General features: G+C 71.0%; 15 protein-coding genes. 8 read left to right on the top strand and 7 right to left on the bottom strand.

Annotated features, from left to right (window positions below; all coding sequences use genetic code 11):
* Positions 1 to 66: 66 nt before the first annotated feature.
* The 4 genes from JKV81_RS24250 to JKV81_RS24235 all read left to right on the top strand — a co-directional run bounded on the left by JKV81_RS24250 (position 67) and on the right by JKV81_RS24235 (position 4,281).
* The gene (locus JKV81_RS24250; protein WP_202077766.1) at positions 67 to 1,152 is read left to right on the top strand and encodes an ABC-2 transporter permease; all 1,086 of its coding nucleotides are present in this window, start codon (positions 67 to 69) and stop codon (positions 1,150 to 1,152) included.
* 160 nt (positions 1,153 to 1,312) lie between these two features.
* Complete coding sequence (locus tag JKV81_RS24245) at positions 1,313 to 2,770, top strand: DUF2252 domain-containing protein (RefSeq protein WP_202077764.1); 1,458 nt, start codon at positions 1,313 to 1,315, stop codon at positions 2,768 to 2,770.
* Between the two features lie 59 nt (positions 2,771 to 2,829).
* A complete protein-coding gene (locus JKV81_RS24240; RefSeq protein ID WP_202077762.1) occupies positions 2,830 to 3,891 on the top strand; it encodes a J domain-containing protein in 1,062 nt (353 codons plus the stop codon).
* A 45-nt stretch (positions 3,892 to 3,936) separates the two neighbouring features.
* On the top strand, positions 3,937 to 4,281 hold the full coding sequence (locus tag JKV81_RS24235) for a rhodanese-like domain-containing protein (RefSeq protein WP_099173306.1): 345 nt from the start codon (positions 3,937 to 3,939) through the stop codon (positions 4,279 to 4,281).
* Positions 4,282 to 4,393: 112 nt separating this feature from the next.
* Here JKV81_RS24235 and JKV81_RS24230 read toward each other — a convergent pair whose 3' ends face one another.
* Genes JKV81_RS24230 through paaA form a run of 5 tightly spaced genes read right to left on the bottom strand, consistent with a single transcriptional unit; the run spans position 4,394 to position 7,963 of the window.
* On the bottom strand, positions 4,394 to 5,455 hold the full coding sequence (locus tag JKV81_RS24230; protein ID WP_202077760.1) for a 2Fe-2S iron-sulfur cluster-binding protein: 1,062 nt from the start codon (positions 5,453 to 5,455) through the stop codon (positions 4,394 to 4,396).
* Positions 5,456 to 5,956 carry a 1,2-phenylacetyl-CoA epoxidase subunit PaaD gene (paaD, locus tag JKV81_RS24225; RefSeq protein WP_124277861.1) on the bottom strand — a complete coding sequence of 167 codons (501 nt, stop codon included), beginning with the start codon at positions 5,954 to 5,956 and terminating at the stop codon, positions 5,456 to 5,458.
* Positions 5,950 to 6,651: a 1,2-phenylacetyl-CoA epoxidase subunit PaaC gene (gene paaC / locus JKV81_RS24220; protein ID WP_129264572.1), complete on the bottom strand. Its 702-nt coding sequence runs from the start codon at positions 6,649 to 6,651 to the stop codon at positions 5,950 to 5,952. The genes paaD and paaC overlap by 7 nt, the downstream gene beginning before the upstream one ends.
* The gene (paaB, locus tag JKV81_RS24215) at positions 6,648 to 6,938 is read right to left on the bottom strand and encodes a 1,2-phenylacetyl-CoA epoxidase subunit PaaB (RefSeq protein WP_069171673.1); all 291 of its coding nucleotides are present in this window, start codon (positions 6,936 to 6,938) and stop codon (positions 6,648 to 6,650) included. Before paaB ends, paaC begins: the two co-directional genes overlap by 4 nt.
* Entirely contained in the window at positions 6,935 to 7,963 is a 1,029-nt protein-coding gene (paaA, locus tag JKV81_RS24210) for a 1,2-phenylacetyl-CoA epoxidase subunit PaaA (protein ID WP_202077758.1), read from the bottom strand. Before paaA ends, paaB begins: the two co-directional genes overlap by 4 nt.
* A gap of 115 nt (positions 7,964 to 8,078) precedes the next feature.
* On the opposite strand from paaA, the gene JKV81_RS24205 reads away from it, so the two are divergent.
* The 3 genes from JKV81_RS24205 to JKV81_RS24195 are packed head-to-tail and all read left to right on the top strand — an operon-like array spanning position 8,079 to position 10,950.
* On the top strand, positions 8,079 to 8,942 hold the full coding sequence (locus JKV81_RS24205; protein ID WP_129264570.1) for a DUF5819 family protein: 864 nt from the start codon (positions 8,079 to 8,081) through the stop codon (positions 8,940 to 8,942).
* Positions 8,939 to 10,207, top strand: a complete 1,269-nt coding sequence (locus tag JKV81_RS24200) for an HTTM domain-containing protein (protein ID WP_202077756.1) — start codon at positions 8,939 to 8,941, stop codon at positions 10,205 to 10,207. The genes JKV81_RS24205 and JKV81_RS24200 overlap by 4 nt, the downstream gene beginning before the upstream one ends.
* Positions 10,204 to 10,950 carry a TrmH family RNA methyltransferase gene (locus JKV81_RS24195; protein ID WP_129264568.1) on the top strand — a complete coding sequence of 249 codons (747 nt, stop codon included), beginning with the start codon at positions 10,204 to 10,206 and terminating at the stop codon, positions 10,948 to 10,950. The genes JKV81_RS24200 and JKV81_RS24195 overlap by 4 nt, the downstream gene beginning before the upstream one ends.
* Before the next feature lie 149 nt (positions 10,951 to 11,099).
* Here the strand turns inward: JKV81_RS24195 and paaN are convergent, their stop codons facing one another.
* A complete protein-coding gene (paaN, locus tag JKV81_RS24190; protein ID WP_202077755.1) occupies positions 11,100 to 12,800 on the bottom strand; it encodes a phenylacetic acid degradation protein PaaN in 1,701 nt (566 codons plus the stop codon).
* Between the two features lie 123 nt (positions 12,801 to 12,923).
* On the opposite strand from paaN, the gene JKV81_RS24185 reads away from it, so the two are divergent.
* The gene (locus JKV81_RS24185; RefSeq protein WP_202077754.1) at positions 12,924 to 13,514 is read left to right on the top strand and encodes a TetR/AcrR family transcriptional regulator; all 591 of its coding nucleotides are present in this window, start codon (positions 12,924 to 12,926) and stop codon (positions 13,512 to 13,514) included.
* Between the two features lie 16 nt (positions 13,515 to 13,530).
* Here the strand turns inward: JKV81_RS24185 and JKV81_RS24180 are convergent, their stop codons facing one another.
* Positions 13,531 to 14,037: an Lrp/AsnC family transcriptional regulator gene (locus JKV81_RS24180; protein WP_124278187.1), complete on the bottom strand. Its 507-nt coding sequence runs from the start codon at positions 14,035 to 14,037 to the stop codon at positions 13,531 to 13,533.
* Positions 14,038 to 14,064: the final 27 nt, after the last annotated feature.

Genomic DNA, 14,064 nt, shown 5'->3' with positions numbered 1-14,064 from the left:
GAACTTTAGTTGTATGGTACAACGAGTGTAGGAGTTGTAAAAGCCAACTATTGGAGGAGCGGTCGCATGTCCGCAGGCCCACGCCCCGCCTCCGGCTCAACCGCCGGTGAGCTGCGTCATGTGCTCAGTCATCTCGTCACGCCACTGCTGATGTGCATCGGTATGGGGCTTGCCTATCTGGGGGCGTTCCACGCCCCGGAGCCGCATGACCTGAGGGTGGATGTCGTCGGCTCGGGAGCAAGCGCGCAGGTGCTTGCCCAGACCCTGCAGGACAAGGGCGACGGGGCGCTGAGTGTGCGTACCGTAGCGGACCGCGACATCGCGGTGAACCACCTGAGGACGCAGCAGAGTTACGGCGCCTACGTGCCGGGCGGCAGCCCGGAGCTCATGGTGGCCAGTGCCTCGTCGGACACCAGCGCGACGGTGGTCCAGAAGATCTTCACCGACGTCGCCGCGGAGCAGGGCGCCCCGCTCGACGTGACGGACGTGGCGCCCACGGCCGACGGTGATCCGACCGGCCAGGGGATCTTCTTCCTGCTGGTGGCGGTCAGTATCGGGTCGTACGCGTCGGTCGCGGTGATCGGCGGCGCGGGGGCGGTGCTCGCTCTGCGGATCAGGGCGGCCCTGGCCATCGGCACCTCGTTCCTGGTGAGTGTGATCGGCGCCGCGTTCGCGGGGCCGGTGTTCGGCCTGGTGGATCACGGTCTCGGCGGCCTCTGGGCGATGGCGTGGCTCTACTCGGCGGGCGTCCTGCTGATCGGTGTGGGGCTGCACACCTTCCTCAAGCGGTGGACCACGTTCGGCGTGATGCTGCTCTTCGTCATGCTCAACTTCACGAGCTCCGGCGGCATCTTCCGGCCTGAACTCCAGCCGGGCTTCTTCGGATCCCTGCACTCCTTCTGGAACGGTGCGGGATTCGTCGAAGGAGTCCGCAGCCATGTGTACTTCGGAGGCCATGCCCTGGGCGGGCATCTGCTGGTGCTGGCGCTGTGGTTCGTGGCCGGGCTCGTTTCCGTGGGGTGTGCGGGCCTGGCCGAGGCGAGGCGGCGTCATGGCGCGGCCGAGAAGGCGTCCGGAGCGGCCGCGGTGCGGTCGGCGGGCGGTGCCGACGAGGAGGCCGAGGAAGAGATGGAAGAGGCCGTCGGCGTCTGACGGCCGGGCGCCTGACGCCCTGCTGCACCGGGAGGTTGTCCACAGGCCGGTCCCGAGTTGTCCACAGGGCAGACGATCGCCGAGGGTCGGTTGTACCGTCGTCCGCAGTTGATGTTGGTCGGGCGGAACAGCTGGACGAGGGCGGGGGAGGCGGCGCTCCATGGGCGAAGTCGAGACGATGGTGCCGGCACAGCGGGCGGCGGGGGACGGGCGTATCCCGGTCGTTCCCGGTTTCGCGCGGCGCGTGGCCGGCGGGGTGCGGCCGTCCGGGGCCGGGGCGGTGTCCCCGAAGGCGGCCGGCAAGGCGCTGCGGCGCGAGGTGCCCAGGTCCGCGCACAGTTCTCTGGCGCTGCCCGCCGGAAGGCCGGACGCCGTGCAGGCGGTCGAGGAGTCGAACCAGGGGCGGGTGCCCGGCCTGACACCCATACGGGTCGGGCGCATGGCGGCGACACCGTTCGCGTTTCTGCGCGGTTCGGCCGGACTGATGGCGCACGACCTGATGGGCACCCCGGTCACGGGGGTCGGCGCCCAGCTCTGCGGTGACGCGCACGCGGCCAACTTCGGACTGTACGGCGACGCCCGCGGCAACCTGGTCATCGATCTCAACGACTTCGACGAGACCGTGTTCGGCCCGTGGGAGTGGGATCTCAAGCGGCTCGCCACCTCGCTGGTCCTGGCCGGCCGCGAGGCCGGGGCGGACGAGGACACCTGTCGTCAGGGCGCCTACGACACGGTGGGCGCGTACCGGCGCACGATGCGCCTGCTGGCCGGGCTGCCCGCACTCGACGCGTGGAACGCCATCGCGGACGAGGAGCTCGTCTCCCACACCGACGCGCGGGACCTGCTGGGGACGCTGGAGCGGGTCTCCGCCAAGGCGCGGAACAACACGAGTGCCCGTTTCGCCGCCAGGTCCACGGAGGAGTGCGAGGACGGCGGTCGCCGCTTCGTCGACGCCCCGCCCGTGCTGCGCCGCGTCCCCGACGCGGAGGCGGCGGCCGTCGCCGCGGGGCTCGAGGCCTACCTCGGGACGATCTCGGAGGACAGGCTCCCGCTGCTGGCCCGCTACGCGATCCACGATGTGGCGTTCCGGGTCGTCGGCACCGGAAGTGTCGGGACCCGGTCGTACGTGGTGCTGCTGCTGGACCACCGCGGTGAGCCGCTGGTCCTGCAGGTGAAGGAGGCCCGTCCCTCCGCGCTCTCCCCCTATCTCCGGCAGGTCGGCTTCGAGGTTCCCGACGTGGTGCACGAGGGACGCCGGGTGGTGCTCGGGCAGAAGCGGATGCAGGTCGTCAGCGACATACTGCTCGGCTGGGCCGAGGTCGAGGGCCGGCCGTACCAGGTGCGTCAGTTCAGGAATCGCAAGGGCAGTGTGGATCCGGCCGCGCTCGCGGCGGACCAGGTGGACGACTACGGGCGGATGACCGGTGCGCTGCTGGCCCGGGCCCATGCGCACAGCGCCGATCCCCGGCTGCTCGCGGGCTACTGCGGGAAGAACACCGAGCTCGACGCGGCGGTGGCCGACTTCGCCGTGACGTACGCGGACCGGACCGAGGCGGATCACGCCGAGCTCGTCCGGGCCGTCCGATCCGGGCGAATAGCCGCCGAGCTCGGCGTCTGAGCGGATCTTGCGGCCACCGTGTGTTCCAGGGGCGCGAGCCATGGCCATACGCTGGACGGGTGACCCACGAAGCCGCCGGGGTGCCGACCACCCGGAACGACGAAGACCGGCAGAACCAGGACCGGCAGGCCGAGCCGCAGCCTGCGCACGATGCACGGCGGCAGGCGCAGGAAGCGTCGCAGGACGACGGCGTGCGAGCCGATCCCGGCCCCGCGCCGGAGGCGGGTCCCGCCGCCGGTGGAGCGACCGGCAGCGCGACCGGCGACGCGACCGGCGGTCCCGCAGGCGATCCGGAAGATGGCGCGACCGGTGAAGTGGGTGGCGACGCGGCGGCTGAGGGCGGTGCCCCGCGGCCCGAGGAGCGGCTCGCCAAGGCTGTCCGGGTGGCCGAGCAGGCGCTGATCGAGTTCGAGATCGCGGTGGAGACCTTCCGGGTCGAGGTGGAGAACTTCTCCCGGCTGCATCACCAGAAGCTCGGCCCGATGTACGCCCGCCTCGACGAGCTCGACGCTCAGATCGCGGAGGCGCGGGCCGCGAGGACCGGCGATCCGGAGGACCTGCGCAAGGCCCAGGACGCCCGGGCGATGGTCATGCCGATGCCGGGTGTCGACGAGCTCTTCCACGACTGGATGGACTCGGACGGGCTCTCGCCCGAGGCCTCGGCGATGCTCACCGAGCAGCCCGTCCGGCCGCCGAAGCGGGTCAGGCCCAGTGAGGAGGCGCGCAAGCTCTACCGGGAGCTGGCTCGTCAGGCCCACCCCGATCTGGCACCGGACGAGACGGAGCGGACACGGCGCGACGAGTTCATCGCCCGGGTGAACGCGGCGTACGGGCGCGGGGATGTGGCGTTGCTGAAGGAGCTGGCCGCCGAGTGGGCGGCGGGGCCTGTGACGCCGGAGCTGCGGCTGAGCGAGAGCGAGGAGCTCTACGCGCGGCTGGAGTGGCTCAGCCGGCGTAAGGAGCTGCTGACGGTCCTGGCCAAGGAGCTGGAGGAGAGCGCGATCGGCTCGATGCTCCGGATGGCTCCGGACGACCCCGACAGTCTGCTGGACGACATCGGCGAGAAGCTCCTGGCCGATGTGGCCAAGCGTGAGGACGAGCTGGCAGGGCTGGTGCAGTAGCGTTCCGGATGACCCTGGCGCGTACGTACGAGAGAAGGCTTACCCATGAATTTCGCTCCGCTGCCCTCCGTGGACGCCGCGGCGGTTCCGTCGGACGGCTTCGTGCTGGACGTCCGTGAGGACGACGAGTGGGCGGCCGGGCATGTCGAGGGCGCGCTGCACATCCCCATGAGCGACTTCGTCGGCCGCTTCGGTGAGCTGACCGAGGCGGCCGACGACGGCCGGCGCGTGCATGTGATGTGCCGCGTCGGCGGCCGGTCCGCGCAGGTCACCCAGTATCTGGTGCAGCAGGGTCTCGATGCCGTGAACATCGACGGCGGCATGCTCGCCTGGGACGGCGCCGGGCGCCCGATGGTCACGGACAACGGGAGCTCGGCTTTCGTCCTCTGACGCATCCGCCCTCTACCGCCGTGAGGCATGAGGCATGAGGCATGAGGCTGGGGGCGCGAGGCGTGAGTTGCGAGGGGTGGGGGCGTTCGGGCGAGCGGGGCCGCGCGGCCCGTCAGCGGTCGAAGTCGAGTTCGACTTCCGGAGTGACAGGGTGCGACTGGCAGGCCAGCACGAAGCCGGCCCCGGTCTCCTCCGGTTCCAGGGCGAAATTGCGGTCCATCCGCACCTCCCCCGAGACCAGGAAGGCCCGGCAGGTCCCGCAGACTCCCCCCTTGCAGGCGTACGGGGCGTCCGCGCGGCTCCGGAGCACCGTGTCCAGGAGCGATTCGCCGTCCTGGACCGGCCAGCTGCCCGACCGCCCGTCGAGCGTCGCCGTGAGCCTGCTGTCCGACGGGGCGGCCACCCGGGCGGCTGCCGGCAGAGCCGCACCCTCGTCGGCGACGTGGAAGATCTCCTGGTGGATGCGTGACCGGGCGGCGCCGAGCTCGCGCAGGGCACCCTCCGCGGCCTTCACCAGGCCGAGCGGCCCGCACAGGAACCAGCCGTCCACCTCGGGCACCGGGAGCAGCGCGGGCAGCAGGCCGGTGAGGCGCTCGCGGTCCAGGCGGCCCGAGGGCAGCCCGGCGGCCTGTTCCTCCCGGGACAGGGCGGTCACCAGCTGGAAGCGGTCCGGATACCGGTCCTTGAGGTCCGCCACCTCGTCCAGGAACATCGTCGAAGCGGCCGTCCGGTCGCTACGGATCAGACAGAAGTGCGCCGAGGGCTCCCGGGCCAGCAGCGTCGCCGCCATGGACAGCACCGGGGTGATGCCGCTGCCGCCGACGATCGCGGCGAAGCGGCCCGGGCGCGGGGCGAGGACGAAACGGCCCATCGGGGCCATCGCCTCCAGCTGGTCCCCCACGGCCAGTTCCTTGAGGGCGTACGTCGAGAACGCGCCGCCGTCGACCATGCGGATGCCCACCCGCAGCGCGGGCTCGCCCGGCTGCTCGGTGGCCGGTGCGCAGATCGAGTACGACCGCCGGATCTCCTCGCCGTCGACGCGGTAGCGCACATTGAGGTGCTGCCCGGGGGTGTGGCGGAAGGTCTCGCGCAGTTCGGACGGCACGGCGAAGGTGACGGCCACCGCATCGTCCGTGATCCGTTCGATCGCGCTGACCCGGAGCGGATGGAACATCTACAACTCCTTGAAGTGGTCGAACGGTTCACGGCACGCCACACAGCGGCGCAGTGCCTTGCACGCCGTGGAGGAGAACCGGCTCAGCAGCTCGGTGTCCGTGGAACCGCAGTGCGGACAGCGCACCGACAACGTCAGAGGGACCGGACCGCCGGACCCGCCCCCCGGACGCGGGGGCGCTATGCCGAACTCCGCGAGCTTGCGGCGCCCCTCGTCGCTGATGTCGTCGGTCGACCAGGCCGGGGCGAGGACCGTGACCACGGACACCTCGGTGACGCCGTGCTCGTGCAGCACGCGCTCGATGTCCGCGGACATGCTCTCGATGGCCGGGCAGCCGGTGTACGTCGGCGTGAGCCGCACCGTGACCTTGTCGGGGCCGTCCGCCTGCACACCGCGGAGCACGCCGAGCTCGTCCAGCGTGAGGACCGGAAGCTCGGGGTCGGGCACGGAGCCCGCCAGCCGGTGCAGCTCCGCCTCCAGCGGGGTCTCGGTGGTCACCATGACGCCCCCGGGTGACTGCGGTGCAGATGCTGCATCTCGGCGAGCATCCGCCCGAACGGCTCCGTGTGCAGGCCCTGCCGGCCGGCCCCGGCCGTCCAGGCCCCGGACTGCGGGCCCGTCGGCAGAGTCAGGGTCGCCCGCTCCACCACGGAGCTGACAGCGGTCAGCCAGCGGTCGCGCAGGGCGTGCCGGTCGACGTCCACACCCTCGACCGGCTCGAACAGCTCGCCGGTGAACCGCCACAGGGCGTCCAAGGCGTTCTGCATGCGCTCATGGCTCTCTGCCGTGCCGTCACCGAGCCGCAGGACCCACTGCTCCGCGTGGTCCCGGTGGTACGCGACCTCCTTGACGGCCTTGGCGGCGAGATCCGCGAACTCGCCTTCACCGGCGGCCAGCTCCTCGTACAGCAGGTGTTGGTAGACGGAGAAGTAGAGCTGGCGGGCGATGGTGTGGGCGAAGTCGCCGTTCGGCTGCTCCACCAGTTGGACGTTGCGGAAGGCCCGCTCCTCACGGAGGTAGGCCAGCTGGTCCTCGTCGCCCACGAACGAGAGGAGCGTCCTGGCCTGGCCCAGCAGGTCGAGGGCGATGTTGGCGAGGGCCACCTCCTCCTCCAGCACGGGGGCGTGGCCCGCCCACTCACCCAGACGGTGCGAGAGCACCAGCGCGTCGTCGCCGAGGGCGAGGGCCGCGGTCACAGGTGCTTCACCCCTTCCGGGATCTCGTAGAACGTGGGGTGGCGGTAGGGCTTGTCACCGGCGGGTTCGAAGAAGGAGTCCTTCTCGTCCGGGGAGGAGGCGGTGATCGCCGTCGAGGGCACCACCCAGAGGGAGACGCCCTCCGAGCGGCGGGTGTACAGATCGCGGGCGTTGCGCAGGGCCATCTCGGCGTCCGGCGCGTGCAGGCTGCCGGCATGGGTGTGGGACAGTCCGCGCCGGGAGCGCACGAACACCTCCCACAGAGGCCAGTCGGTCGAGCTGCTCATGCGGTCGCCTCCACAGGCTGGGCGGCCGCGCCGGCGGAGCCGGGCCGTGCCGCGTGCTTCTCTGCGTATGCCACTGCCGCGTCGCGGACCCAGGCGCCCTCCTCGTGGGCCGTGCGCCGCTGGGTGAGCCGCTGTTCGTTGCAGGGGCCGTTGCCCTTGAGGACCTCCTGGAACTCCGTCCAGTCGATCGCTCCGTAGTCGTGCTGTCCCAGCTCCTCGTTCCACCGGATGTCCGGGTCGGGGAGGGTGAGTCCCAGTGCCTCCGCCTGCGGGACGCAGATGTCCACGAAGCGGCGGCGCAGCTCGTCGTTCGAGTGCCGCTTGATCTTCCAGGCCATCGACTGCGCCGAGTGGGCGGAGGAGTCGTCGGGCGGGCCGAACATCATCAGGGAGGGCCACCACCAGCGGTTCACCGCGTCCTGCGCCATCTCGTGCTGGGCGGGGGTGCCCCGGCTGAGGGCGAGCAGCAGCTCGTACCCCTGGCGCTGGTGGAAGGACTCCTCCTTGCAGACCCGGACCATCGCCCGCGCGTACGGGCCGTAGGAGCAGCGGCACAGCGGCACCTGGTTGGTGATCGCGGCGCCGTCGACGAGCCAGCCGATCGCACCCACGTCCGCCCAGGTCAGCGTGGGGTAGTTGAAGATCGACGAGTAGCGCTGACGGCCGGCGTGCAGTTTGTCGAGCAGCTCCTCGCGGCTGGCCCCCAGCGTCTCCGCCGCGCTGTACAGGTAGAGGCCGTGCCCCGCTTCGTCCTGCACCTTCGCCATCAGGATCGCCTTGCGGCGGAGCGAGGGTGCCCGGGTGATCCAGTTGGCCTCGGGCTGCATGCCGATGATCTCGGAATGGGCGTGCTGGGCCATCTGACGGATCAGTGAGGCGCGATAGGCGTCGGGCATCCAGTCCCGTGGCTCGATCCGGTCGTCGGCCGCCACCGCGGCGTCGAACGCCGCCAGACGCTCCGCTTCCGCGTCGTCCGCCGTGCCTGCTGTCCCCTGCGTCGTCTGGTCCGCAGTCACTGCCGCCATCCCGGGCTCCCTACCGACCGATCGTTCGGTTCCTTGGCTTCAATGGTGAGTCGGAGGCCCGTAGGGTGTCAACCCTGTGGATAACTGAGTGGTGATCGACGGTGATCGGGGCAGGATGGATGCGGACCACGGTGGGCGCACCGGAAACGAGAAGAAGTCCCCCTGGCCCGACGTGACGAGCCGCCCGCCCGCCGATCAGGAGACGGGCCGGGGCGCCGGTCAGGACGCCGGAACGGCACCTGACGCGGAGGCCGCCCCCGCGGGTATACCGGGCCCCGTCGCGGACGGAAGGCGTCAGGGCGGCGGTATGGCCGCGCTCTCGCTCCCGTACCAGATCGCCGCCGCGCTCGCGCTCTCCGGCCTGGGGCTCCTGGCCTGCGCCCACATAGCCATGATCTTTCTGTACGTCGCACCGTCGAACACGCTGACGAAGCAGCACGGCGAGGTGGTCGACGACTGGGTCTTCCCGGAGTTCGAGCAGAACTGGAAGCTGTTCGCCCCCAATCCGCTCCAGCAGAACATCTCCGTGCACGTCCGCGCCGAGGTGGCCGACAACGGTGCCGACGGCAGCAAGGTCACGCGCTGGATCAACCTCTCGCGTGATGACGGCGAGGCGATACGCGGCAACCTCCTCCCCAGCCACGTCGACCAGAACGAGCTGCGCCGCGCCTGGGACTTCTACACCGGCTCCCACGACGGCGAGAACCGCCCCAGCGGCCTGCGCGGGGAGCTGTCCGAGCGGTACATCCGCCGCATCGTCATGCTGCGCCTCGCCGAGCACGGCTACGACGGAGGAACCGTCGAGCGCATCCAGGTGCGATCCGCCGTACGCTCCGTCGGCGCCCCGGCCTGGAGCGACGAGAAGATCAACACCCAGCTGGAGTACAGGGAGCTCCCATGGTGGACCGTCACGCCGTCGGACCGCCCGGGGGCGGCCACCACGGACCAGGCCGCGCGGGCCGGAACGGCGGAGCGATGAGCACTCCCGCCCCGGTCGGCGGCGCCGGGTCCGTCGGCCGATCACTCGCCCATGCCGTCCAGCGGGTCACGGCTGCTCCCCTCGGCGTCTATCAGAGCGCCGTCGTCCGGATCGGCGTCTCAGCCACCTGCCTGCTGTTCCTGCTGCGCGAGCTGCCTCACCGCCACGAGCTGTACGGCCCCGACGGGCCGTGGAGCTGGGACATGGCGCGCCGGCTCATCTCCAACAACGACGCCTTCACCGTCCTGATGTGGTCGGACAGCTCGTTCTGGTTCGAGACCGTGTACGCGCTCACGCTGGTGTCGGCCGCGCTGCTGTTGACCGGCTGGCGGACCCGGGCCACGTCCGTCGTCTTCATGGTCGGCGTGCTCTCCCTGCAGAACCGCAGCATCTTCATGGGCGACGGCGGCGACAACGTCATCCACCTCATGGCGGTCTACCTGGTGCTGACCCGGTGCGCGCGGGTCTGGTCCCTGGACGCGCGCCGGGCGTCGCGGGAGGCCGCGTGCCTCGCGGGAGGGGGCCGGCCGGTCCACGATGTCGCGGGCCCCGTCCTGTGGGTGGTGCTCGGCTGCGTCCTCCTGCCCGCCACCTTCATGGAAGGACTAGGCGGCACCTGGTGGCTGCCGTCCCTCCTGTGGGTGCTGTGGCTGGGGAACGGCGTCCGGTGGGTCCTGGTCCGGCGCGCCCCGGACCATGAGCTGCGCGCCTTCCTCGACGTCCTGGCCAACCTCGCCCACAACGCCACCCTCTTCGTGATCATGGCCGAGGTGTGCCTGATCTACGCGACCGCCGGCTGGTACAAGATCCAGGGCTCCCGCTGGCAGGACGGCACCGCGGTCTACTACCCGCTGAAGCTGGACTACTTCACCCCGTGGACCGGGCTCTCCGGCCTGGTCGCGTCCAGCGCGCTGCTGGTCATGGTGCTGACGTACGCCACGGTCATCGTGCAGGTCGCGTTCCCCTTCACGCTGTTCAACCGGCGCGTCAAGAACGTCCTGCTGGTCCTCATGATCGGTGAGCACGCGGGGATCTCCGTCCTGCTGGGGCTCCCCTTCTTCTCCATGGCGATGATCGCCGCTGACGCCGTCTTCCTGCCGACCGTCTTCCTGCTGTGGCTGGAAGGCAGGGTGTTGCTCGGTCGGCGTCTCCTGTTCTCCCGGACGGCGGGGCGGCTCCGTCTCCCCCGACAGCGACGGGCGGGGCAGGACGACGAGGAGGCCCTGCGCGGAGACGGCAGCGGTGGCCATACGCTCGTCGGGTGACCAGCGAGACCGGCAGTACAGATGAGACCGGCAGTACAGCAGAGCCGGGCAGTGCGGAAGAGCCGCGGGCGGCGGCCGCGTCCGTTCCGCCCGAGGAACCGATCCAGTACGACGACGGGTACGGCGGCGTGATCGGGGTCGGCCCGCACCCGCTGCCCTGGCCCGAGGGCGAGCGTTACGACCCGGAGCTCCTCGCCCACGGCGACCGGCGCAACGTGGGCGACGGCTACCGGTACTGGACGCGGGAGGCGATCGTCGCCGATCTCGACCTGCGGCGGCACGACTTCCATGTGGCGGTCGAGAACTGGGGCCACGACTTCAACATCGGCTCGGTGGTACGCACCGCCAACGCCTTCCTCGCGAAGGAGATCCACATCGTGGGGCGGCGGCGCTGGAACCGGCGGGGGGCCATGGTCACCGACCGCTACCAGCACGTACGGCACCACCCGGACACGGCGGACCTGACCGCCTGGGCGGAGGCCGAGGGGCTGCCGATCATCGGGATCGACAACCTCCCCGGGGCCGTCCCGCTGGAGCGGACGGAGCTTCCGCGCCGGTGTGTGCTGCTGTTCGGCCAGGAGGGGCCCGGGCTGACCGAGGAGGCGCGCAAGCACGCCTCGATGGTGTGCTCGATCGCCCAGTTCGGCTCGACCCGGTCGATCAACGCCGGCGCGGCGGCCGCCATCGCGATGCACGCGTGGGTGCAGCGCTACGCGGACATCCCGGACCCGCGAGAGGCATGACAGGCGCCGACGGGTGACAGGCATCGACGCGTGACAGGCATCGGCGGCCGGCTGACCGGTGCGACGGGTGGCCGGTGGCGCCGATGCCCGGTGGAGCGGGCTTGCCCGTAGGGATCCCGCTCCACCGGCTGCCGTCGGACAGTCCTCGCTCAGGCCTGGCGGCGGACCTCCACCACCCTGAAGCGGTTGGACACGAACGCCCCGTCGCAGAGCGCCGCGTTGGCGGCCGGATTGCCTCCCGACCCGTGGAAGTCGGAGAAGGCCGCGGTCTGGTTGACGTACACGCCGCCCGTGAGGTTCAGCGAGAGCTGCGCCGACTCGTCGAAGCAGACGTCCTCCACCGCGCGTTCCACCTCGGGGGAGGTGGTGTACGCGCCGACCATCATCGCACCCTTCTCGCGGATCGTGCGGCGCAGCAGGTCCAGCGCGTCGGCGGTCGAGTCCACGGCGACCGCGAACGAGACCGGGCCGAAGCACTCCGAGAGGTAGGCCGCCCCGTCGTCGGGCTTGGTGCCGTCGAGCTTCACGATGGCCGGCGTGCGGACCACGGCATCGGGGAAGTCGGGGTTGACCACCGGGCGTGAGGCGAGCGCGACGTCACCCAGGGCCGCGGCCCCTTCCAGCCTGGCCTTCACATCCGGGTTGACCAGGGCGCCGAGCAGGCCGTTGGCCCGGGCGTCGTCACCGAGGAGCCCGTTCACCGCCTCGGCGATGTCCGCCACCACGTCCTCGTACGACTTGGCGCCCGCGTCCGTCGTGATGCCGTCACGCGGGATCAGCAGGTTCTGCGGGGTCGTGCACATCTGGCCGCTGTAGAGGGAGAGCGAGAAGGCCAGGTTGGAGAGCATGCCCCGGTAGTTGTCGGTGGAGTCGAGGACGATCGTGTTGACGCCGGCCTTCTCCGTGTACACCTGGGCCTGCCGGGCGTTGGTCTCCAGCCAGTCGCCGAAGGCGGTGGAGCCCGTGTAGTCGATGATCTTGATTTCGGGGCGGATGGCCAAGGTCTTGGCGATGCCCTCGCCGGGTCGCTCGGCCGCCAGCGCGACGAGATTCGGGTCGAAGCCCGCCTCGGTCAGCACCTCGCGCGCCAGCTGCACGGTGAGCGCGAGCGGCAGGACCGCCCGCGGATGCGGCTTGACCAGAACGGGGTTGCCGGTCGCCAGCGAGGCGAAGAGGCCCGGATAGCCGTTCCACGTGGGGAACGTGTTGCAGCCGATCAGCAGGGAGATCCCGCGCCCCGCCGCCGTGTACGACTTGTGCAGCCGCAGCGGGTCCCGCTTTCCCTGGGGCTTCGACCAGTCGGCGCTGCGCGGGGTCCGCGTCTGCTCCTCGTACGCGTACGCCACGGCCTCCAGGCCGCGGTCCTGGGCGTGCGGGCCGCCCGCCTGGAAGGCCATCACGAAGGCCTGACCACTGGTGTGCATCACGGCGTGCGCCAGCTCGTGCGTACGCGCGCTGATCCGGGCGATGATCTCCAGACAGACCAGGGCCCGCGTCTCCGGTCCCGCGGCGCGCCACGAACCCATGGCGGCACCCATCGCGGGGAGCAGGACGTCCGGATCGGCGTGCGGATACTCGACGCCGAGCTCCGGCCCGTACGGCGATACCTCGCCGCCGGTCCAGCCGTCGGTGCCGGGCTGGCCGAGATCCAGCCTGGTGCCGAGCACGGCGTCGAACGCGGCCTTGCCCTCGGCCGCGCCGAGGCTGCCGGGGAGGCCCCCCTCGCCGTAGGCCTTCGGGTGCTCGGGATGCGGGGACCAGTAGGCGCGCGTACGGATCGCGTCGAGGGCCTGGTCGAGCGTCGGGCGGTGGATCTCGGACAGCTTCTCGGGGGAAAGCTCGGCGGCCATGACGGACCAACTCCTCGTCGAGCCGGGCAGGGATGTGCTGACGGAGTTAGAGTAACCGAACGATCGGTCGGGACAAGGGGCCCCGAGAGACCTGTGGACAACTCATGGGGGAGGATCGCGGTCATGACCACGGCCAAGCGGGACACGTACACCCCGGAGACACTCCTGACCGTTGCCGTCCGTGTCTTCAACGAGCGCGGATACGACGGCACGTCCATGGAGCACCTCTCCAAGGCGGCGGGCATCTCCAAGTCGTCCATCTACCACCACGTGGCGGGAAAGGAAGAGCTCCTGAAGCGTGCGGTGAGCCGGGCGCTCGACGGGCTCTTCGGCATTCTCGACGAGGCGGGGGCCACCCAGGGGCGGGCGATCACCCGGGTCGAGTACGTCACGCGCCGGACGGTCGAGGTGCTCACGGCGGAGGTCCCGTACGTCACGCTGCTGCTGCGCGTGCGCGGCAACACGACCACGGAGCGCTGGGCCCTGGAGCGCCGGCGTGAGTTCGACCAGCGGGTGTCCGAGCTGCTCAAGGCCGCGGTGGCGGACGGGGACCTGCGCGCGGACGTGGACATACGCCTGGCGACCAGGCTGCTCTTCGGCATGGTGAACTCGCTGGTCGAGTGGTACCGCCCGCAGCCGGGCGGCTCCCCGGAGGCGGAACAGCTCGCCGACACCGTCGTCCGGCTCGCCTTCGAGGGGATGCGGGCCGCCTGAGCCGGGCCGGACGGCCCTAGGCGAGCTCGGCCGGACGGTCCGGGCGCGGGCCCAGATCGGTCTCCTCGAACACCAGCAGCGTGCGGGTGGACAGCACCTCGGGAATGGCCTGGATCCTGGTCAGGACCAGCTCGCGCAGTGCCTGGTTGTCCGGGGTGTGCACCAGGAGCAGCACGTCGAAGTCGCCGCTGACCAGCGCGATGTGGGTGGCGCCGGGAAGTGCCTGGAGCTGCTCCCGCACGGTGCGCCAAGAGTTCTGGACGATCTTGAGTGTGATGTAGGCGGAGGCGGCCTGCCCTGCCCGCTCGTGGTTCACGCGCGCGCTGAAGCCACGGATCACCCCGTCCTCGACGAGCCTGTTGATCCGGGCGTAGGCGTTGGCCCGCGAGACATGGACGCGTTCCGCGACGGCCCGTATCGACGCGCGGCCGTCCGTCTGGAGGATGCGCAGGATCGCGCGGTCGATGGAGTCCAGCGGCCGTGCGGGCGGAGTGCGGTCCGGGCCGCCGGCCCCGTCGGCCATTTGTTCAGCTGCCATCTGCCCGCGCCT

Source organism: Streptomyces silvae (assembly GCF_016745505.1).
Taxonomy (GTDB): Bacteria; Actinomycetota; Actinomycetes; order Streptomycetales; family Streptomycetaceae; genus Streptomyces; species Streptomyces silvae.
This window is presented reverse-complemented; position numbering and strand designations above follow the sequence as displayed.